16 protein-coding genes are annotated in these 20,510 nt (G+C 47.0%); 9 read left to right on the top strand and 7 right to left on the bottom strand.

Going from position 1 to position 20,510, the window contains the following annotated elements; genetic code table 11:
* Positions 1 to 210: 210 nt before the first annotated feature.
* Positions 211 to 1,179 carry a KpsF/GutQ family sugar-phosphate isomerase gene (locus tag NT073_RS10365; RefSeq protein ID WP_297372668.1) on the bottom strand — a complete coding sequence of 323 codons (969 nt, stop codon included), beginning with the start codon at positions 1,177 to 1,179 and terminating at the stop codon, positions 211 to 213.
* A gap of 106 nt (positions 1,180 to 1,285) precedes the next feature.
* Here NT073_RS10365 and recQ point away from each other — a divergent pair, with 106 nt between their 5' ends.
* The 3 genes from recQ to ricT all read left to right on the top strand — a co-directional run bounded on the left by recQ (position 1,286) and on the right by ricT (position 6,201).
* Positions 1,286 to 3,496, top strand: a complete 2,211-nt coding sequence (recQ, locus tag NT073_RS10360) for a DNA helicase RecQ (RefSeq protein ID WP_297372666.1) — start codon at positions 1,286 to 1,288, stop codon at positions 3,494 to 3,496.
* A gap of 139 nt (positions 3,497 to 3,635) precedes the next feature.
* Complete coding sequence (gene purD / locus NT073_RS10355; RefSeq protein ID WP_297372664.1) at positions 3,636 to 4,922, top strand: phosphoribosylamine--glycine ligase; 1,287 nt, start codon at positions 3,636 to 3,638, stop codon at positions 4,920 to 4,922.
* Between the two features lie 82 nt (positions 4,923 to 5,004).
* Positions 5,005 to 6,201: a regulatory iron-sulfur-containing complex subunit RicT gene (gene ricT, locus NT073_RS10350; protein ID WP_297372662.1), complete on the top strand. Its 1,197-nt coding sequence runs from the start codon at positions 5,005 to 5,007 to the stop codon at positions 6,199 to 6,201.
* A 39-nt stretch (positions 6,202 to 6,240) separates the two neighbouring features.
* Here ricT and NT073_RS10345 read toward each other — a convergent pair whose 3' ends face one another.
* From NT073_RS10345 to NT073_RS10335, 3 genes are all read right to left on the bottom strand, one after another.
* On the bottom strand, positions 6,241 to 7,200 hold the full coding sequence (locus tag NT073_RS10345) for a hypothetical protein (RefSeq protein ID WP_297372661.1): 960 nt from the start codon (positions 7,198 to 7,200) through the stop codon (positions 6,241 to 6,243).
* Positions 7,201 to 7,208: 8 nt separating this feature from the next.
* On the bottom strand, positions 7,209 to 9,107 hold the full coding sequence (locus NT073_RS10340) for a M56 family metallopeptidase (RefSeq protein WP_297372659.1): 1,899 nt from the start codon (positions 9,105 to 9,107) through the stop codon (positions 7,209 to 7,211).
* Positions 9,108 to 9,206: 99 nt separating this feature from the next.
* A complete protein-coding gene (locus tag NT073_RS10335) occupies positions 9,207 to 9,566 on the bottom strand; it encodes a BlaI/MecI/CopY family transcriptional regulator (protein ID WP_012930420.1) in 360 nt (119 codons plus the stop codon).
* A 111-nt stretch (positions 9,567 to 9,677) separates the two neighbouring features.
* On the opposite strand from NT073_RS10335, the gene NT073_RS10330 reads away from it, so the two are divergent.
* The 3 genes from NT073_RS10330 to NT073_RS10320 all read left to right on the top strand — a co-directional run bounded on the left by NT073_RS10330 (position 9,678) and on the right by NT073_RS10320 (position 12,804).
* Positions 9,678 to 10,154 carry a gliding motility lipoprotein GldH gene (locus NT073_RS10330; RefSeq protein ID WP_297372656.1) on the top strand — a complete coding sequence of 159 codons (477 nt, stop codon included), beginning with the start codon at positions 9,678 to 9,680 and terminating at the stop codon, positions 10,152 to 10,154.
* Between the two features lie 17 nt (positions 10,155 to 10,171).
* Entirely contained in the window at positions 10,172 to 10,810 is a 639-nt protein-coding gene (locus NT073_RS10325) for a phosphatase PAP2 family protein (protein WP_297372654.1), read from the top strand.
* A gap of 101 nt (positions 10,811 to 10,911) precedes the next feature.
* Positions 10,912 to 12,804 (top strand): amidophosphoribosyltransferase, encoded by a 1,893-nt coding sequence (locus NT073_RS10320; protein ID WP_297372652.1) that lies wholly within the window; start codon positions 10,912 to 10,914, stop codon positions 12,802 to 12,804.
* A 97-nt stretch (positions 12,805 to 12,901) separates the two neighbouring features.
* Here the strand turns inward: NT073_RS10320 and NT073_RS10315 are convergent, their stop codons facing one another.
* The gene (locus NT073_RS10315) at positions 12,902 to 14,266 is read right to left on the bottom strand and encodes a vanadium-dependent haloperoxidase (RefSeq protein ID WP_297372650.1); all 1,365 of its coding nucleotides are present in this window, start codon (positions 14,264 to 14,266) and stop codon (positions 12,902 to 12,904) included.
* 224 nt (positions 14,267 to 14,490) lie between these two features.
* On the opposite strand from NT073_RS10315, the gene dnaG reads away from it, so the two are divergent.
* On the top strand, positions 14,491 to 16,602 hold the full coding sequence (dnaG, locus tag NT073_RS10310; protein WP_297372648.1) for a DNA primase: 2,112 nt from the start codon (positions 14,491 to 14,493) through the stop codon (positions 16,600 to 16,602).
* 68 nt (positions 16,603 to 16,670) lie between these two features.
* Here the strand turns inward: dnaG and NT073_RS10305 are convergent, their stop codons facing one another.
* Positions 16,671 to 17,054: a hypothetical protein gene (locus NT073_RS10305; protein WP_297372646.1), complete on the bottom strand. Its 384-nt coding sequence runs from the start codon at positions 17,052 to 17,054 to the stop codon at positions 16,671 to 16,673.
* Between the two features lie 77 nt (positions 17,055 to 17,131).
* On the opposite strand from NT073_RS10305, the gene NT073_RS10300 reads away from it, so the two are divergent.
* Positions 17,132 to 17,980 (top strand): response regulator transcription factor, encoded by an 849-nt coding sequence (locus NT073_RS10300; protein ID WP_297372644.1) that lies wholly within the window; start codon positions 17,132 to 17,134, stop codon positions 17,978 to 17,980.
* Here the strand turns inward: NT073_RS10300 and NT073_RS10295 are convergent.
* Positions 17,964 to 18,986, bottom strand: coding sequence for a LytTR family DNA-binding domain-containing protein (locus tag NT073_RS10295; RefSeq protein WP_297372642.1), 1,023 nt, complete (start codon positions 18,984 to 18,986; stop codon positions 17,964 to 17,966). The two genes, NT073_RS10300 and NT073_RS10295, sit on opposite strands and share 17 nt — an antisense overlap.
* 336 nt (positions 18,987 to 19,322) lie before the next feature.
* Here NT073_RS10295 and NT073_RS10290 point away from each other — a divergent pair, with 336 nt between their 5' ends.
* On the top strand, positions 19,323 to 20,438 hold the full coding sequence (locus NT073_RS10290) for a hypothetical protein (protein ID WP_297372640.1): 1,116 nt from the start codon (positions 19,323 to 19,325) through the stop codon (positions 20,436 to 20,438).
* Positions 20,439 to 20,510: the final 72 nt, after the last annotated feature.

Genomic DNA, 20,510 nt, shown 5'->3' with positions numbered 1-20,510 from the left:
TGAATTACCGTGCCAGAAACAAATAATCCCGCATTGTGGAGTGTGGAATATTTCCCCCATTCTGTGGAATCAAAAGTGTGGATTTTGTTTAACAAATCAGGTTTCTCATTAAACAAAACAAAGTGAATCCCACCTTAATTCCCGCTTGATCAGGAAAAGATGGGATTCGTTACGAGAAATCTTGAAATAGTATAAGGAAGCAGTATACGACTAGATAAGTCCTTCCCGTAGTAAATCGTGTAAGTGAATAAACCCCAAAACCTGTGTATCATCCACAACAACTAGTTGTGAAATGTCTCGTTCCTGCATCAATTGTAGCGCTACAACAGCGTATTCGTCCGGTGCTACGCATACGGGCTGGGTAGTCATGACGTCCTGAGCACAAAGATTCCAGAAGGCACTATGGTCATAAGCCGTCCGGCGTATATCGCCATCGGTTACAATACCTGCTAAAGTCCCTTTTTCATCGACAACCGCCGTTGCGCCCAGCCGGTTGGCCGAGATCGTGAAGATGACATCCCTAAGTGGGGTGCTTGGTACTACCCTGGGACACTTATTATGTGGAAAAATATCAGCAACTTTCAAATATAACCGCTTCCCCAGTGAGCCACCGGGATGATACCGGGCAAAATCCTGCCGCGTAAAGCCACGAACCTCCAATAGACTAACTGCCAGCGCATCGCCAATGGCTAGGGCAACCGTTGTGCTGGTTGTGGGGGCTAAATTCAGCGGGTCGGCCTCCATCTCCGCATACGCGTGGAGAACGTAATCGGCATGGTTGGCCAGATACGAGTCACGGGCACTGACCATTGCAATCAGGCGCACACCCGTACGCTTCAATAAGGGGATTAAAACCTTTATTTCGGCGGTGTTTCCGCTTTTCGAGATTAACAAAACGACATCGTTGCTCTGGATCATCCCCAGGTCGCCGTGAATGGCATCGGCAGCATGCATGAATAGCGATGGAGTACCCGTTGAATTCATGGTGGCCACTATCTTCTGTCCTACCAGTGCACTTTTCCCTACACCGGTCACAACCAAACGGCCCGACGAATTAAGGATCGTGTCGACTGTTTCATTGAATTGCTCATCCAGTAAATCAACGGCTTTTCGGATTGCTTCAGCTTCGGCCAACAAAACCGAACGGGCAATGGTCTTAGGATTTTTTATTACTTTCAACGTCAGTTTTGATAATAAGGAATGGTTTGCAGTGTATATTCGCTAACTTTATATAGCAAAGATACACAAGCGCATAGAGTAAAGTAACTTTTGTACGATTTGTAGAATGATGCAGGTTGATCAGTCGGTCCATACAACTCTCAGAGAGCGGCTAAAGGAAATTTTCGGGTATAGCCAGTTTCGGGGCGAGCAGGAAGCTATTATATATAGTATCCTGGCAGGTCGAAATACATTTGTCATTATGCCCACTGGCGCAGGCAAATCTCTTTGCTATCAACTGCCTGCTATTGTCAGCGAGGGTACCGCCGTCGTTATTTCGCCCCTGATTGCGCTCATGAAAAATCAGGTTGACCAGTTAAATGCTTTTGGTATCAACGCCCAATTCCTGAACTCGACACTCTCGAAGGCGGAGATGAACAAGGTAAAAAAGGATACCCTTAACGGTACACTTAAGCTGCTCTATATTGCCCCCGAGTCGTTGACAAAGGAAGAAAATTTGGATTTTCTTAAGAAAGCGAATATTTCATTTGTCGCCATTGACGAAGCTCACTGTATTTCGGAATGGGGACATGACTTCCGGCCTGAGTACCGGAAAATTCGGGGAATCGTCGACAACATTGGCAACTTGCCCGTTATTGCACTTACGGCAACGGCCACGCCTAAAGTGCAGCAGGATATTCAGAAAAACCTGCAAATGGAGGATGCCAACCTGTACAAGACATCCTTCAACCGGAAGAACTTATACTACGAGATAAGACCGAAGGTTGATGCCAAGAAACAACTCATCAAATACATAAAGCAGAACAAAGGCAAATCAGGAATTATTTATTGCCTGAGCCGTAAAACGGTTGAAGAAATTGCCGAACTGCTCCGGGTAAATGACGTAAAAGCATTGCCCTACCATGCTGGTCTGGACCCGGTTACCCGGATGAACAACCAAGATGCGTTTCTGAACGAAGATGTAGACGTTATCTGCGCCACGATTGCTTTCGGTATGGGCATCGATAAGCCGGATGTTCGATTCGTTATTCACTACGATGCGCCAAAATCGCTCGAAGGGTATTATCAGGAAACCGGCCGGGCCGGGCGTGACGGCCTGGAAGGTAACTGCCTGATGTTTTACAGCTTCGATGATATTGTGAAGCTGGAAAAATTCAACAAAGACAAACCCGTTACCGAGCGCGATAATGCCAAGCACCTGCTGACCGAAATGGTTTCGTATGCGAACCTTGGCGTTTGCCGTCGAAGGCAATTGTTAGGTTACTTTGGCGAGTTTATGGAGAAAGACTGCGGTTTTTGCGACAACTGTCTTAAATCGCCGGAGAAGTTCAAAGCACAACACGAAGTTGTACTGGCCCTACAAACCGTTCTTCAAACCGATCAGCGTTTCGACGTCGCTCACCTGGCCGATGTATTGACGGCTACCAGCAACCAGTACGTAACCAGTTACGAACACGACCGGCTTGCTGTGTATGGAAAAGGGCTTGAGTTCAATGAAGATTGTAATTTCTGGTGCTCGGTTATCAAGCAGATCACGATCTACGGCTATCTCGAAAAGGATGTCGATAACTACGGTATTCTGAAGCTGACCCAGCGTGGTCTGAATTATATCGAAGATCCTTATCCGGTTACGCTGACAAAGGATCATGATTATGAGCAACAGGGGGCCGATATAAAGGAAGAAGAAGACAAAGACTCGGCACCATCGTCGGGTGGAATTGCCTACGACGAAGAGCTCCTGGGCCTATTAAAGGCGTTGCGAAAACGGCTTGCCAAAGAAAAAAATCTGCCTCCCTACGTTATTTTCCAGGAGACATCCATGGAGGAGATGGCAACCACATACCCCACCACGCGTGAGGAAATGGCGCAGATCAATGGCGTGGGTATGGGTAAGGTGCAGAAGTTCGGCAAACAGTTTATCGACCTCATTACCAAGTACGTTGAAGATAACGACATTGAAACAGCTAAAGACGTAGTTATCAAGTCGACAGTCAATAAGTCAAAAGTCAAAATTTTTATCATTCAGCAGATCGACCGGAAAGTCGACTTAGATGAAATCGCGGAGTCTAAGTCACTGAGTATGGAAGATCTTATGGAGGAGATTGAACACATCTGTTACTCAGGTACTCGACTAAATCTCGATTACTACATTAATCAGGTAATGGATAAAGACCGGCAGGACGAAATCTACGAATACTTCATGCAGGCTGAGAGCGATAACATTGCCGTGGCTATGCGCGAGTTCGGAGGTGACGATTTTACTGAACAAGACCTGCGCCTTATGCGCATCAAGTTCCTGTCGGAAGTAGCTAATTAAAGTCAGTAACGGGGCCGCCCGTGCGGTCAGCAAGTCCGTAAGTTGGTAAGTCAGTAAGTACATGCATATGTACTGGCCGCACGGGTAGTCTCGTAACCAATTTACTGATTTACCAACTTACCGGCTTACCAACTAATTTATGAATATACTAATACTTGGGTCGGGGGGGCGAGAGCATGCTTTTGCCTGGAAACTAGCGCAGAGTCCATTGTGTGACACTTTATTTGTAGCACCGGGCAATGCCGGAACAGCACAGGTAGCGACAAATCTGCCAATTAGCTACAATGATTTTCCGGCTGTTGCCAAGGCCATTCGGGATAAAGAAATTAATCTATTGATTGTTGGACCCGAAGAGCCGCTTGTAAAGGGTATTGTCGATTTTCTGCGTGAACAACCTGATTTGGCAGGACTGGGCATTGTCGGGCCTGATGCACAGGGTGCACAGTTGGAAGGCAGCAAGGACTTTTCCAAGCAGTTCATGCTTCGAAATGGTATTCCTACGGCTACTTCGCAAACCTTTACCGTCGATACACTTCAGGATGGGCTCGATTACCTGGAAAAACACGCATTGCCCATTGTTATTAAAGCCGATGGGCTGGCGGCCGGTAAGGGCGTTATTATTGCCGAGACCGTAGCAGAAGCCCAGGCGGCTATGCACGATATGCTGGACGGGCAAAAGTTTGGCGCTGCTGGAAGTAAGGTCGTTGTGGAGCAGTTTTTGCGTGGAATAGAACTATCGGTTTTTGTGTTAACCGATGGGGTCAATTATAAAATCTTACCCGAAGCCAAGGACTATAAGCGAATTGGCGAGCAGGATACCGGCCCTAATACGGGGGGTATGGGTGCCGTGTCGCCGGTAGTTTTTGCCAGTAAAGCCTTTTTACAGAAAGTAGAAGACAAAGTAGTGAGGCCAACACTGGCAGGCCTTCAGAAGGAAGGCATTCACTACCAGGGTTTTATTTTTGTTGGATTGATGAAAGTGAACGGAGAGCCTTATGTGATTGAATATAATGCACGTATGGGTGACCCCGAAACAGAAGTCGTGTTGCCTCGAATTCAGAGTGATTTTGCCGAACTGATGCAGGCTACGGCCCATGGCGAACTGGACAAACTTACCGTTCTGGTGTCGCCACAAACGGCCGTAACAACAATGCTGGTATCGGGTGGGTATCCCGGGGATTATGTAACCGGTAAAATCATTTCGGATTTAGAACGTTTAGAAGATGTAACAGCGTTTCATGCAGGAACGCTCGAAAAAAACGGTCACGTGTTGACCAATGGTGGACGAGTACTGGCTATTACGGCACAGGCCAATTCGCTTGAAAACGCTGTCAGGAAGTCGCAGGAAGCGGCCCGGATAGTACAATTTGACGGAAAACAGTACCGTAAAGACATCGGGCTCGACCTGATTCGGTACTCCGACTAACTGATTTGTGAATGAAACGGTACGATGTAGGCATTACTGAAATCGTACCTGGTAATTCGCAGGTCGTAAATTATATATATACATGTCCTGCAAATCTTGTGCAACCGGCGGGTGCGGAACCCAGCGTGGCGCATCTGATGGCGAGAAAACAGCCACTAAAGGATGCGGTAGCGGAGGGTGTAGCACTGGAGGCTGCAATAAACTGAATTCGTTCGACTGGCTGAGTGACATCGCCATGCCGGGCCAACGATACGATGTAGTTGAGGTTAAATTTAAGGGTGGACGGAAAGAATATTATCGCAATGTCCATCTGCTCGATTTGACTACGGGCGATTATGTGGTGGTCGAAATGCAATCGGGTTTTCATATCGGCGCGGTTTCCCTACAGGGCGAACTGGTTCGGCTACAGGTGAAAAAACGAGGGGTTAAAATTACGGACGACACCAAGGTTATCCATCGGATTGCTACGCCGAAAGATATGGAACGGCACGAACAGGCCGTTTTGCGTGATTTGCCAGCCTTGTACCGCTCCCGTGAAATAGCCCGTGAACTGAAGCTGAATATGAAATTGTCGGACGTTGAGTTTCAGTCCGATAATACGAAAGCAACATTCTATTACTCGTCTGAAGAGCGGGTCGATTTTCGTGAACTGATTAAGATGCTGGCCGGTGAGTTTAAAGCCCGTATCGAAATGCGGCAGATCAGCCTCCGTCAGGAAGCGGGTCGGCTGGGGGGCATTGGCTCCTGCGGGCGCGAACTCTGCTGCTCAACCTGGCTTACCGATTTCAAAAATATTGCCACATCGGCCGCCCGGTACCAGAATCTGTCCCTGAATCCGGCTAAATTATCCGGTCAGTGTGGTCGGTTGAAATGCTGTCTGAATTACGAACTGGATACGTACATGGATGCCCTCCGGGATATTCCAACGATTGAGAAACCACTGGAAACCCAGAAAGGACGAGCTTATTTACAGAAAACCGATATCTTCCGGAAGCTCATGTGGTTTGGCTACAGTGCCGAAAGTACCTGGCATCCGTTGTCCATTATTCGGGTACTGGAAATCGTTGAGCTGAACAAACGAGGCATCATCCCTGAATCGTTCGAGGTATTGACCCCGATAGGAGAGAAGGAGCCCACTACGGCAGCTGCCCTCAACAGCGATCTACAAAAGCTAGATGCCAAGTACACGACCCGGACGCCCTCCAAGAAGAAGAAAAAAAAATCCAGAGGGCCTGAAGGTGGTGCACCAAGACCGGCTCAGAATGGTAAAGTCAATTAAACAACAAACCCCGACCAATTTGGCCGGGGTTTGTTGTTTCTAGAAATCACCAGTATAAAACGGACTGAAAACGTAGTGACTAGTGTCGCGTTTAGCGCGTTTTGGCGTTGTTTCAATATGTAGTTCAAAACGTGGTGAGGGGTAATCGGCGCGGAACCACTCGTCGTAAGGACGTTCTTTAGTATAAAGCCGCGCCACCTCCCGAACATGAACGGTCTTTACGTCAGCTGGTGTAGCAGGTAAGTTATTGATAAAGACCTCCGTTGTACCGGTGCATTCGTCATAAATGCGCAGGTGCTCGTTCTTAGTCCGTTCGACAAGGGCGTTTTTGTCATGGAAAAAGGTGGCTTCGAGCAACTGATTCATGTTGAATGAGAAGGTTTCACCCAGTGGATGCTTTGACAAAGCGGCTGCCTGCAATAAGGTGAAAAACTGCTTACGTCGCTCATTAAAAATAACAGGTCTGGAACTGGTCTGTATCAGTATCTGATAGGGTTTAGCCTGTTTGTCAGCATCGGGCATGTTCTCCCACTGGTGCATGACAAACAGCTCGCTAACGAACTCCGGCGACAGCTTTTCCAGATCTTCTACGGACGCTTCTTCTCCATCAATGTAGATTGCCGATTCGTACTTATAATCGTCAGGCAGTACAAAATGGTCCGCTTTAAGACATAAAATGATGGGTTTACTCCGCACGACTGCCGTCCCGATTTTATTCTCAAACAGGGCCAAATGGCGGTACCATGTCTTTTTATCCTCCAGCTCAACAACGCGTGCCCGCGTAGGGCTGGTAGCCGCCAGGGTCTTTGACTTTCGTGTCTCACCCGGAATGTAAACATGCTCCCGAACTTCATGTTGGCAGGCCAGCACTATGCAACCCATGAGTACTACCCAAAGTGCATACCGCCACCATGCCCACGGTCCGGAGCGCCGACTATTAATCATACCGACCCGCTGGTGTAGGGTAGGGCCGCTGAACTGGTTGGTGAAGGAATACATACAACCGTTTATTTATTAGGCCTCTCAACGTAAAAAAGTAAATACGTTATTCCCGAACGTTTGTTCGTAGCTGAATCGTACCCCAAGATGGACGCGACGGTGTAAAGCTGGCTAATTTTCCACTGCTGGATAGCTTCAGAAGAAACGGGTTCATTATTAATGAAAACTTCAACGTCATTTGCCGCATTATTCACAGATATAGAGCCATCTGTACGGACAGTTATCGCATCTCCTAAACTGGATAGCCTCTTTACGTCTTCTTTATCGAATCTGCGGAACCCACTACCCAAGTGGCCATATTTACGCTGACCATCAAGAACCATGTATTCCATTCCTTTTTCATTTATTGACCACCACATAGTAGCATTATCAGTAGCAGCAACGCTACGTAGTAAGTCAGGAAACTGCTTTTCACCCTCAGTCTGATACAAAGGGAATCTCTTACTATAGCGACCCTCAAGCCGACTTGAACCTATTTGGTCATTTTTAAGATAAATGTATCCTGCTAGTGTTGGAATGGGTTTTCCATCAGAGTTAAGTTCCTCACAACGCATTGGACTACCAGCTGGTCGTTGTAGAGTGAAACTGACACGGTCAATATATACAGACAGTGGGTCGAGTTTTACTTCATTGAGTTGCATGGTATAGCCTTGTTTAGCAAACTCCTGCTTCATTAGAAAGAAATCATCAAACGTAGTTTTAGGGGTAACGATCCAGTAGAGATAGTCTCCCTGATAAACCATATAACGAGAGGGACTCACCCGAGCTAAATCTGTGCTAGGCTGTTGCTGACTTTGATACTGTGACGAATCAGTTACTAGGTTTTCTTTTATAGGTATCTTGGGATTAATGTCTTCCTGAGTAGAAAGCTTAGCCATTGGTGTTGGCTTAGGTTCAGGAATTCTTTTCGTCACGGATTGATCGGTAATAGATAAAATATCCGAGATTGGTTTCGCTACATGTTTCGCTAATTTCTCTACCTGAGGCCTTGCAAAGGCAGAAGCCACGGTTAAAGCTGCCAATACAAAGACAGGGTACTTAAACCAGCTTAATTTGGTGGATTTGGGTTGGTTGAGCATGATAATCCGGGATTTGAGCTGCGACCTGCTGAAGTGATTTGTAAGAGACGACTGCCCACCGGCCAGGCTCACCTTCAATAAATTGTACTGATATAGTTTGGCGTCGATGCCCTCGGCCAGTACAGCCCGGTCGGCGCTGAACTCAAGTGTCTGCTGAAGCAATTTTCTAAATAGATAAGCCGCCGGATTATACCAGAAAAGAATACACACAAGTTCAGCCCCGAGCATATCGAAACTGTGCCGCTCCCGCACATGAACCCGTTCGTGCCGGAGAATCTGATCTAATTCATCAGTTGTGTGCTGATCTGGACTAACAAACACCCAGCCGAAAAAGGAGAAAGGAGTGGTGATGCTGGCATTGTGTACCAGTATAAAATCAGTATAGGGCTCCAGCGTAGAGCCCCGAATGAGTTTTCGCAGAGAAAGTAACTGGCTTACGAAGCGCACAAATAGCAAAAAGACGCCAAGGAAGTAAAGCACAGCCATCCCTGTTTGCCATGACCAGACGAAGCGCGGCTGCAGCGCCTGAAAAGCCCGGTAAGTTTTCCGGTTGGGAAACATGATCGTTACCTCAGGGGTCGGAGCGTACGGCTCAGGAAGTACGTTGGGAATAATTACCTGAGCCGTACGCTGCATCGCCGAACGCACGGGCTGCGGACGCCAGTCGGGAAGTTCGACCAGGGGCATAATTAGTGCACTGGCCAGACCCAGCCATAAGGCAAGTCGATTGGTGCTGAAAAACGTTTCCCGCCGGAGCAGTATATAGAAGGCAACACTTACAACGGCTAGTAAACCGTTGACCAACACAAGGTAGCGTAGGGTTTCCATCTCTATAGGCTGTAAAGGATAGGTGAGGATGAGAAACGATCAACCGCCAAACGAGTGTGGTACAAGCGTTGTGTGTTGATTATTTCTGACTGCTGATTTTTATTTTTTCTCGATCATCGCCAGAATTTCCCGAAGCTCGTCGGCCGAAATCTTTTCATTCTGTGCAAAGTAGCTTACCAGATTCTTGTAGGAGTTGTCAAAATATTCGTCGACTACTTTTTTCAGGACAAATCGGTTCTGATAGGCTTCTTTGCTGATAATCGGGTAGTATTCGTGGGTGTTGCCGTATGCTTTGTGGCCGATGTAGCCCTTTTCTTCGAGGTTACGCACAATGGTTGAAACCGTATTGTAATGCAGTGGTGGGTTGGTAAACTGGGGTACCATATCTTTCACATACCCCTGCTCCATTTTCCAGAGCACCTGCATGACTTCTTCTTCTTTAGCCGTTAACTTTTCCATAAAACAAATCTAAAACTATTTTTATCGTTTGCAAACTAATTAAGTAGTTTTTTATCGTTTGAAAAGCCAGCCGCCCCGTTGTAGATTTGTGTACTATTTTGAGTGAGGTCTATGAAACGATTGGGATTAGTATTACTGGTGACGTTGCTGCTCGGCGGCTGCGATTCGAGCGCAGTTTATAAAGAATACACGGATATCGAAGACGGCAAGTGGTACATTAAAAATGCCCCTTCGTTTACGTTCGAGATCACCGATACATCGGTTCCCTACAACATTTACTACAACCTACGCAATAGCCTGTCGTACGGGTATTATAATCTCTACCTGACCCGCTACCTGCGCGATGCTACTGGTAAAGAACTCGAATCCCGTCTGGATGAGTTAATCCTGATGGACCCTAAAACAGGGAAACCCAATGGCGATGGCTTAGGCGATCTCTTCGACCACAAGTTTCTGATGAAACGTAATTACCGTTTTCCGAAACCGGGAAAATACACCATGCAACTGCGGCAGTACATGCGTCAGGACCCGTTGCTCAATATCATGAGCGTAGGTATTACCGTCGAAAAAGCCGCTCCTTCTCATTAAACCGACTTGTGCTGCTGATGGTAATTGATTTTTTGCGTAAAAACTGGCTCTTTTTCCTTCCATATGCTTTCCTGTTGCTGCTATTTGGCCTACTGCAATTGATTTATTCTCAGGAGCAGCTAATGCAGTGGGTCAATACGCGTAATAGCCCGGTTGCCGACGCCCTTTTTCCGTACATCACGTATCTGGGCGATGGGATTTTTTTTGCTGCGGTCTGTCTCCTTCTCGTTTTTTTAAACAGGCGTATCGGGTTGATGGCCTTTGCCAGTTTCGCACTGTCGACTCTGATCTCCGAGTTTTTGAAGAAGGTTGTCTTCAAGGGCTCGCCCCGACCTCTAAAATATTTTGAACATTCAAGCTTTCAATATCACCTCATCGAAGGCTTGGATATTTTCAGCTACAACAGCTTTCCATCGGGCCACACCATTACGGCCTTCGCTTTATTTGGTCTAATGGCGTTTCTGGATGAAAATAAGAACAGGGGCTGGATTTGGCTATTACTAGGCGTTCTTGCCGGGTATTCGCGGGTGTATCTTTTCCAGCATTTTGTTGAAGATGTTTTCGTGGGTTCGTTGGTTGGCACTATTTCATCCGTCATTATATTTCAATTAATGTATGGGTGGGCTACAAAAGCGAATAACTCAGGCGACGAATAGCTTATCGTTTTTGACTACTTTTGTTTAGGGCTCGAACCATTGCCAAAGCAGAGCCGTTACCTCAGTATTATCAAAATCAACGTGCATCGACAAACTCCCTCATGAGCGACGCCATCAAACATGAGTGCGGTATTGCCCTGATCCGGCTGCGCAAACCGTACCAATATTACATTGACAAGTACGGTACAGCGCTCTACGGCGCTAACAAACTCTACCTGCTTATGGAAAAGCAGGTCAATCGCGGGCAGGACGGTGCCGGGATTGCCAACATCAAACTGGATGTACCCGCCGGACACCGCTACATCAGCCGCTACCGTTCCGTCGACCAACGACCCGTAACGGACATCTTCGAAAAGGTTAATAAAAAATTTCGTAAAGCGCTCAAAGGCAATAAAGACAAAGCTAAAGACGCTAAATGGCTTCAGGAGAACATCGCCTTCACTGGCGAAGTCTGGATGGGCCACCTGCGCTACGGTACGCACGGGGCTAACGAGATCGAAAACTGCCACCCTATGCTCCGGCAAAGTAACTGGCGCAGCCGTAATCTGGTGGTAGCGGGTAATTTCAACATGACGAATGTTGAAGAACTGTTCGATAAGCTCGTTTCGCTGGGTCAACATCCGAAGGATAAGGTTGACACCGTAACGGTGATGGAGAAAATCGGACACTTCCTGGACGAAGAAAACCAGCGCGTGTTTGAACGGTTCAAGGGTATCTATGAAAATCCCGATCTGTCGGATATTATTGAAGATAATCTCGATTTACAGCGCGTTCTGCACCGTTCCTGCCGTGATTTCGATGGTGGCTACGCCATGGTTGGTATGACAGGCTATGGAGCTGCCTTCGTAGCTCGCGATCCGGCCGGTATTCGTCCCGCTTATTACTATGCCGATGATGAAGTTGTTGTTGTGGCGTCTGAAAAACCCGCCATCAAAACAGCCTTTAATGTCGACTACAGCGCGATACAGGAAGTGAAGCCCGGCCATGCGCTCATCATCGACAAATACGGTGAATACAGGGAACAGGAGTTTGTGAAGCCTATCGAGAAGAAATCATGCAGTTTCGAGCGGATTTACTTCTCACGGGCTACCGATCCCGATATTTACAACGAACGCAAGACGTTAGGGAAACTGCTTATACCGCAGATTCTCGAAGAAATAGATTACGATCTCGAAAATACCGTCTTCTCTTACATACCAAATACAGCAGAAACCGCTTTCTTCGGTATGGTGGAAGGGCTGGAAGACCACCTGGCCAAGCAGCGTAAGAAAGCCATCATGGATGGTATCCTGTTCGAAGAGGAACTGGATCGGGTGCTTTCGTTCCGGCCACGGATTGAAAAGCTGGTTGCTAAAGATGTGAAATTGCGCACCTTTATCGCCGACGATTCGCAGCGGGACGATATGGTGTCGCACGTGTATGACACTACCTTCGAGGTGATTAAGAAAGGCAAGGATAATGTGGTTGTAGTTGATGACTCCATCGTTCGGGGTACTACGCTGGAGAAGAGTATTCTGCGGATGCTGGATCGGCTTGGTCCCAAGAAAATTATCATTGTTTCCTCAGCTCCTCAAATTCGTTTCCCAGACTGTTACGGCATTGATATGTCGAAGTTTAAGGAGTTCATTGGTTTCCGGGCGGCACTTGAGCTTCTCCGCGATCGGGGCCAGGAGGATCTGCTGGAGGAAGTGTACGGCCAATGTGTGGCTGCGATAGAGTCTGGCAATGCCAACAAGCAGAACTACGTTAAAGCGGTCTTCGAGCCATTTACGCACGACGAACTGTCGCGTAAAGTAGCGGAAATTGTTACACCTGCTGATTTGAAAGCTGAAGTTGCAGTTGTGTATCAGACCGTTGAGAATCTGCATAAAGCCTGCCCCAACCATTCCGGCGATTGGTACTTCACGGGCGATTATCCAACGCCCGGCGGGAATAATGTTGTTAATAAGGCCTTCGTTAACTTTATGGAAGGGAAACTGGTAAGAGCCTATTAGGTTTTAGTTAACGCTGAAGCGTCTGGAGTTAATGAAAGCAGGTCAGTGCATAACATGACTCCTTCACTAACTCCAGACGCTTTACTTTTTTAACCAGTTACTTTTGCCAGGTTAGCCCGTTTACATTGGCTCCTATCTTTTTTCCTTCGATCAGGCCGGTTTCGTTGTCCTGTTTGGTGTGTATGTTGCCGTAAAAGCGAGAATCGGCTGATTCCTGCGCTGCCTGCGCAAACGACGTAAACGACCGCGCCTTGAACTCAACATTTCGAGTAACATCTTTGGCCCGACTCACGTGCGAGTTATCCGTAAACGCAAAGTTCTCGCCGTATAAAGCCGTCAGTACAGTAGCTGCCGACGCCGATTGGGTAGCATGTCCTGATGGGTAACCAGGAAATGGAGGAGCTGGCCAGAATGGAATCCAGCCTGGGTCAATAGCCAGTCGGACGTATGTGTAAGGGCGCATATTATTGTAGGTGTACTTGCAGCGCCAGCAGAGAGTAAAGGCATCGGCTACCGCAATTCCGGTGCGCGCAAACGTTTCAACCGCTTTTGCAAGGTTGGCTTTAGTTTCCAAGGCGGCAATCCGGGCAATGTTGTAGGAATGGCCGGGAGGGGTGAACGTTTCGGCAGGATTGTCGGCCCACCAGACAGCAATTTCTTTCTCCGTCTGGGTTAGATTCTTTGATTTGTTGTATACATCTAGGTATTGGCCAAAGGTGGCCGATTTGGTATCGGTAGAATAGGGCAGTGGTTTGGGCATCGGCAGATCGTTATTGGCTTTCAGGAACGTTCTGTTCTGGCCCCAATAGGGCTGCATGGGTATTTTCTGCCCGTTCTCGGTGGGTTGCCAAAGACCAGCACCTGTGGGTACAATATAGCTGGCCGGAAAGTTTCGGCTATAACCAGCGTCACCACCATCAGACTTTGACCATTCAAAAAGTGCGCTAGCAATTTTCTTTCCAAACTCAATTGAGCGCTGGTTTACGGTTTCGTCGGTGTCTTTAAATGCCGTTTGTAAGGCAGTTTCCAACGAGTCCAGCGTGGTCTTATTAGTGGTACTCGTTGTCGGATAAAGGCTTCGTAAAATGGCTGCTTCGGCGGCATTAGCGCTTAGTGCCCAGTTGTATGTTTTACCCGACTCTGCCTGTGGCAGCGTAGTAAGTCCTTGGAGCTGTCCTACAAGAGACCGCCGGGTTGTTATGCCTGGTACTACCGCTTCATACAAGGTAAGACCTGCATAACCGTAGGCCCTTGCGGCCACTGGGGGAGTAAATCCGGCAGTTGTTTTCGTCAGTTTCAGCTGAAGATCCGCCCACTGGGTTGCAATGTCACCCTTGTACAGATCAGCCGTTTTTCCCTGGGGCATCAGGGGTTCCGGGTCCGTTGGCTGTACCCGACATGCCTGTAATAAAACCAGCAATGTCAGACTGAGTAGTAGACCCCGCTGGCTACGTTTGGACATGGTCGGGTAGTAAGAATCCCTGCTTTTGGAAAAGTGGAGAAGTGAAATCATAAATTCTTACGGCATAAGATGTACTCTTGTATGATATGAGTCTGAAACTCAAGAAGGAGTCAGCAAAAACGCTGCCAGATGGCTAATTAGGCTATCTCATCCTTGTAAGTTGCGTAAACGAAAACATAACTTTCGGTGTACCTTTGATTAATAGACCAATCAATACGTATTCAATGCGAATCCCTGAAGAAACCGTCGAACGAATTCGCCAGTCAGCCGACATTCTGGAGGTAATAAATGATTTCGTATCGCTCAAGAAACGAGGTAGTAACTACATTGCCTGCTGCCCGTTTCATAATGAGAAAACACCGTCATTCAACGTTAACCCCACCCGGCAGATATACAAATGCTTCGGGTGTGGCAAAGCGGGAGACTCGGTCCGCTTTATCATGGATATCGAGAATATTGGTTACGGCGAAGCATTACGTTATCTGGCCAAGAAGTATGGCGTCGAAATTGAGGAGCAGGAACAAACTCCCGAAGATCTGCTGCGGCAGAACGAACGCGAGAGCTTACTAATCGTTCTGAACTTTGCCAAAACGTTTTTTCAGGAGAAGCTCAAAACGACCGACGAAGGTAAAAGCATTGGCCTGAGTTACTTCCGGGAGCGGGGCTTTACCAATCCAACCATCGATGCCTTTGAGCTGGGTTATACGCTCGACCAGTGGGATGCGTTGTTGAAAGAAGGTATACGCCGTGGCTATAGTCGGGATTTGCTGGAGAAAGCCGGGCTTATTTTAGTCAAGGAGGGTTCGGCCGGGGGCGACAGCAAAGTATTTGACCGGTTCCGGGGGCGGGTTATGTTCCCGATCCACAACGTGTCGGGACGGGTTATTGCTTTTGGAGCAAGGATTTTAAAAACAGATAAGAACCAGCCGGGTGGTGCTGCTCCTAAATACCTTAATTCGCCGGAAACGTCGGTTTATCACAAAAGCCAGGTTCTGTACGGTATCTATCAGGCAAAACAGGCCATCCGTCAGGAGGATGTCTGTTATCTGACCGAAGGCTATACGGATGTGATTTCTCTTCACCAGGCGGGCATCAAAAACGTGGTCGCTTCGTCGGGGACATCTCTGACTACGGAGCAGATTCGCCTGATTTCCCGCTTCACGCCAAACGTCACGATTCTTTATGATGGCGATGCGGCAGGTATTAAAGCGGCTTTACGTGGACTTGATATGGTGCTGGAGGAGGGGCTTAACCTTAGACTCCTGCTTTTACCCGATGGCGAAGACCCGGATAGCTACGTACATAAAATCGGTGCTGATGATTTCAAAACCTACATTCGGGAGCATTCGCAGGATTTCATCGACTTTAAGGCCAGCCGCTGGCTAACCGAAGCAGGTGATGACCCACTCAAACGAGCTGAAGGTATCTCCGATGTATGTGCCAGTATTACCAAAATACCGGATGCGCTTAAACGCCAGACCCTGTCGCAGCGGGTAGCGCAGGTCTTTCATGTCAGCGAGCAATCGGTGATATCGGAAATTAACCGACTGCTGCGAAAGCAGCACGATCAGAGTAAAAAGGATGCTGAGCGGCAGCAGCGAACGGGCGATTCATCAGCCCGAAAGGCGACGAATCCTCAGGCAATGCCGCCTGCTGAGCCTTCACTCGATGATATAAATTCACTACTCGACGGCTTTGCGCCGGAGCTTTCTGAAATGAATTTTCCGGCCGAAGTCGTTGCTCCGGGTAAATTCACTACGGATGAGCGCACAAAAGGCGTTAGAACGCCGTTATCCTATCAGGAGGAGGAGTGTGTAAGACTGCTGATAAACTACGGTGTACGCGAACTGGAGCCCGGTATAACGCTTTGCCAGTATGTGCTGAGTGAGTTGCATGAAATAGAATTTCATACAGCACCTTACGACCTAATTCTGACCCTCTTTAGAGAGGCCTACTCGCGTGGGGATATTCTGACCGCCGATGACTTTCTGAACCGTCGTTCTGACGCTTCAGATTGGCCAGGTGGTGCCGAAATCCAGAATCAGGCAATTCATTTAACGACACCGCGCTACGAAATCAGTGAAGGGTGGCTAAAGCACGAAATCTTTGTTCCGTCGGAAGAAGAGGTCGGGATTCTGGCTGATGCTGCTTATCGGAATATTCTACGTATTAAAAAATTGCTGGCCGAGCAGCGAATGGCTACGCTACAGCAACTGCTGCGTGAGTCGGGAAGTAAGTCTCCGGAAGAAGCCGATCAGTTGTTAACTGAGTTTATGCATTTCAAACGGATAGATATTGAGATATCGAGCCTGTTGGGAACGGTTATTTCAGGATAGTGGTAATAAAAAAAAGCCCCGATTTTTTTGAATCGAGGCCAACCTTTATTAATAGGGAGGGGTGAACACTAAGCTTGAGCTACTGTTGAAGTACCTAGTAATTCAGCATCAATTTTTCGGTTCAATTCATCCAGTAAACTGGCATGAGAGTGAAGCTGACCCGGCTTTGATAACTGCGTTGACTGACCTGGTTTTGACCCGGACATATCCAGTAACAGAGTCATCATAACATCGCCCATATGCTGACGAAGTTCGATAAGTCGATTCAAACGAGCCCGGAATGCCGGTGTCTGTCGGCGGCCCATTGTTTGTAGCGTATTTATGATTCGATCCAATTTAGCGAAGCGATAGTGAAATGCTTCCGTTGCCTGTGCCCACGCCAAAATGACTTTCTGGATCTCCTCTTCTGAGGCTTCGTAGCCAAACGATCTTGCTGATTCTTCCTGATTCATCGCCCGATGGTCAAAATATGTTTTTTGCAATTGGATAACCAAAAGTAGACCTGACTTTACGCTGAAAGCAAACCGTTATGCGTGAAATCACCATTTTCCCGGACGAAATCACCCAAAAAGTTTCAACTAAATGGTTGATTTCGTCCGGGAAAATGGTGATTTCAAACATTGAGTGTTACAGAATAGTATGCAAGTGTGTTACATTGATCCATCTATACGTGAAGAATGTCATGAGCCAATTCGTCAGTGATGAGGAGATCACTAAAAAATTCGCGATTCGCCGGCGAGACTTTTCGATTCTCGTTGCGCAATCAGAACAGTTCAATTGTGAAGTATTAAGTCAGCTTTTAAAGGAGCAAGGCTATAATGTGGTGGGCCGCGCAGTGGAGATGGAGGATACACTCCAGCAGATCCGGGTCAAGCGTCCACAATGTGTTATCCTGGAGTCAGAGATTTCCGGGCAGCGTAGCTTCGATATCGTTGAGCAAATGCAGGAGTCAAATCAGCAAACCAAATTTATTTTATACACCCGAAATCCTGACCTCAGAATGGTAGCCAATGCCATGAAGATCGGATTCTTCGGCTTTCTGTATGCTACAGATGGACTGGATGAGTTGTATCGTTGTTTCCAGACGGTAAGCAATGGAGGTTGCTATTATAGCAACGGTTTCATGGGCTTACTTAAGAACTTTGGAATAGAGGTAATATCAGATAGAACGCGCGATGAACTTAACCGACTAACACAACGGGAACGTGAAGTTTTACGGATGATTGCAAATGGTAATACCGCAAGTGAAATCGCCGAGAAGTTGAATATCAGCTACCGAACGGCAGTGAATCATAAGGCACATATTGCAAAAAAACTGGAGCTGAACGGCTGTCGACAGTTACCAAAGTATAGTATTGCTGTCAAAAACTATCTGTAAACGTTTTTTCCAGAGAGTCTGTGCTGGATAGAGGGCGCTGATTATTTTGAAGCCACTCCCTGAATTCCTGCATTCGGGCCCGTGGGACAATTATATCATGGCCTTCAAGAACATTGAGCCGAACAATGTATTTACCATTCTCCCAATAAGCGTAATTCAATACCGCTTGTCGGTTAACGATATAGTCACGTTTGATACGAAAGAACTGAGTGGGGTCCAGCTCCGCTTCCAGGTCATTTAACGTCTTACTGATTAAATAACGTCCTTTGGCCAACTCAGCGTAGTAAAATCGTTCTTCAATAGTAAAATAATAGACATCATTAACCGGAAAATCCAATTCACCCAGCGGATTTTTCCCTTTCAGATAAGACAAGTAAGGCGATGGGACAATGGGCTTTGGCGAAAACGTTGCCGATAAAGCAAGTGCCTCCTGAGCCACTTTAGCGGCTTCGGCCTCCGCAGCCTCTAAGGCTTCTCGCCTTTGCTTTAGATAATCCTGAAGGAGAGAGATGTTCAGCGCGATATAACCTATTAGCAGAATCGGAAATAAATACGTGAAGTATACATTCCACCGGAACGTTTCGACAATGTATTTTTCCCAATAGCCACTAATAGAATAATTTGGAAAGAAGACCAGGAGATAACGTATTGTTTGAGTAATCGGATTGAATACCCAAAAAGCGATTAGTAAAACGGGAAGGAACTGTAACTCGTAATTTCCGATAGACCGCCAGTCGTTGGAAATGTTCCTCAAATTAAACCAATGATGGAAATGGTTGAGTAGGGTGACAGTAATAAAAAGAGTAACCAGCTCTGGAATAAAAAACGAGCGTAGTAATAGGCCTACATAGTGCAAATAGCCACCGGCTTCCTGCACTTTATGAGCTTTTATATCGTAACCAATAGACCACGATAAGGCCTCTATTAGCAATACGATGCTCAACAGAATCAATACGCTATTTGTTGGTTTTCTTAGGAAGCCCCGCGTTAGTTGAATTTCCTTCATGCTGTCTCCTTATTCAAAACTCTTACTAAGATAGTGGTAATAATTAACTAATTCCAAGCGTAGATTCGGACATTTTTCACCATTGATGGCCCTTGATTAAGCCGGTAGCTTTGTATCACCAAAAAGGAACTACAAACACAAGCCAATCAATAACTATCATGAAAAAGCAATTCGCTATCAAACCAGCCCAAGTTGTAAAAGCAATCTCTAACTCAATTGCTAAATCTGAATCGGCCAACCTCCTTAAATTCCTTGGTGACACACCCCGTTGCTGCAGCGAATGGGATTTGGGCCCTAGTGGTAAAATAGTCGCTACCCGATAACCTACTGTATGCCATGCTGACCGCAAAGCAACTGTACAAACAAGAACTTGATCACTGCCGTGCACACTTCGAGAAGGTAGACCTTGCTAAAGAGCAAGGCTACCTCATGAAATTCACCACGTTCTCTGCCACAGTTGAAAATATCCTGCCGACAATTCCCCGGCAAAAACATGAAACAATGTTCCGGGATCTATTGTTGCAGCAGATTTTCACCACCTTCGACCAGCAGTTTTTAAGTGCCGGTGATTTAGTAAATCTACGCGGAAGGAGGAAGGTAGGTAAGCACGCAGAAGGCCCTCGAATCTATTGTACGTACCATCTTGGATCTTATCGCTTACTGACTAGTGTGCTTTTTAGGCAGGGAGTTGATTGTGTACTGCTCGTAGGTAGTAACATGAACCGAAGTCAGGGTGACGGTATGGCAGAGCACATCGAAGGGTTGCGTAAAAAGCATGGCTTAACAAATGTCTTTCGCGTAGTAGAGGCTGGTAGACCGTCGGCAGGATTAACCGTTCTACGGGAGCTAAAAGCAGGTCGCTCACTTATCGTTTATGTAGATGGCAGTCCGGAAACATTTCCCGATGCCGGAGATGAAGCACAATTTTTATCCGTACGATTTGGTAACCGACGTGTTTTAACCCGCAAAGGGGTTGGTTATCTATCGCATGTAACAGGAGTTCCCATTGTACCCGTTGTAAGTTATCGGGGTGCCGATAGTATGAATACGCTGCACTATCTCAAACCGATAAGGCCAATTGTACGAAGTGACCGGGAGCTATATTGCCAGGAAGCTATGCAGCAGCTATATGATGCTTTCTGGCCTTTTCTAAACAAATATCCCGAACAATGGGAAGGGTGGAATTATATGCACCTATTTTTAGAGCCTGAAAAGCCGCTGAACAGCCTATCAAAACGGGCTGATTTTCAACCGGTTTTCAATGAAGAACGATATTCGCTCTGTGATCTTCAACAGGCGCCTATCCTCTTCGACAGACAGAATTATCAGACGTATGAAATAACAGAAGATTTGCGGGATCTCCTCATGAACCTGAAGGAAGTCGAGTCAATAGAAGCACTCGTAGGACAGGAAGTATTTGGAGAACTGCTGGAAATGGAAGTACTTCGCTAATTAATATACTCTTTCTAAAAAGGTAATAGCCAAAAACGCCCAGCGTTTTTGGCTATTACCTTTTTAGTCGTA

Source organism: Spirosoma sp. (assembly GCF_026391055.1).
Taxonomy (GTDB): Bacteria; Bacteroidota; Bacteroidia; order Cytophagales; family Spirosomataceae; genus Spirosoma.
The sequence above is the reverse complement of the archived record's forward strand: the minus strand, read 5'-3'. Positions and strand labels throughout refer to the sequence as shown.

What these genes read in the sequence shown, in the direction of transcription:
- recQ (WP_297372666.1), top strand. Translation starts at nt 1,286, where the DNA reads ATGATGCAGGTTGATCAGTCGGTCCATACAACTCTCAGAGAGCGGCTA.
- purD (WP_297372664.1), top strand. Translation starts at nt 3,636, where the DNA reads ATGAATATACTAATACTTGGGTCGGGGGGGCGAGAGCATGCTTTTGCC.
- ricT (WP_297372662.1), top strand. Translation starts at nt 5,005, where the DNA reads ATGTCCTGCAAATCTTGTGCAACCGGCGGGTGCGGAACCCAGCGTGGC.
- NT073_RS10345 (WP_297372661.1), bottom strand. Translation starts at nt 7,200, where the DNA reads ATGTATTCCTTCACCAACCAGTTCAGCGGCCCTACCCTACACCAGCGG.
- NT073_RS10340 (WP_297372659.1), bottom strand. Translation starts at nt 9,107, where the DNA reads ATGGAAACCCTACGCTACCTTGTGTTGGTCAACGGTTTACTAGCCGTT.
- NT073_RS10335 (WP_012930420.1), bottom strand. Translation starts at nt 9,566, where the DNA reads ATGGAAAAGTTAACGGCTAAAGAAGAAGAAGTCATGCAGGTGCTCTGG.
- NT073_RS10330 (WP_297372656.1), top strand. Translation starts at nt 9,678, where the DNA reads ATGAAACGATTGGGATTAGTATTACTGGTGACGTTGCTGCTCGGCGGC.
- NT073_RS10325 (WP_297372654.1), top strand. Translation starts at nt 10,172, where the DNA reads ATGGTAATTGATTTTTTGCGTAAAAACTGGCTCTTTTTCCTTCCATAT.
- NT073_RS10320 (WP_297372652.1), top strand. Translation starts at nt 10,912, where the DNA reads ATGAGCGACGCCATCAAACATGAGTGCGGTATTGCCCTGATCCGGCTG.
- NT073_RS10315 (WP_297372650.1), bottom strand. Translation starts at nt 14,266, where the DNA reads ATGTCCAAACGTAGCCAGCGGGGTCTACTACTCAGTCTGACATTGCTG.
- dnaG (WP_297372648.1), top strand. Translation starts at nt 14,491, where the DNA reads ATGCGAATCCCTGAAGAAACCGTCGAACGAATTCGCCAGTCAGCCGAC.
- NT073_RS10305 (WP_297372646.1), bottom strand. Translation starts at nt 17,054, where the DNA reads ATGAATCAGGAAGAATCAGCAAGATCGTTTGGCTACGAAGCCTCAGAA.
- NT073_RS10300 (WP_297372644.1), top strand. Translation starts at nt 17,132, where the DNA reads ATGCGTGAAATCACCATTTTCCCGGACGAAATCACCCAAAAAGTTTCA.
- NT073_RS10295 (WP_297372642.1), bottom strand. Translation starts at nt 18,986, where the DNA reads ATGAAGGAAATTCAACTAACGCGGGGCTTCCTAAGAAAACCAACAAAT.
- NT073_RS10290 (WP_297372640.1), top strand. Translation starts at nt 19,323, where the DNA reads ATGCTGACCGCAAAGCAACTGTACAAACAAGAACTTGATCACTGCCGT.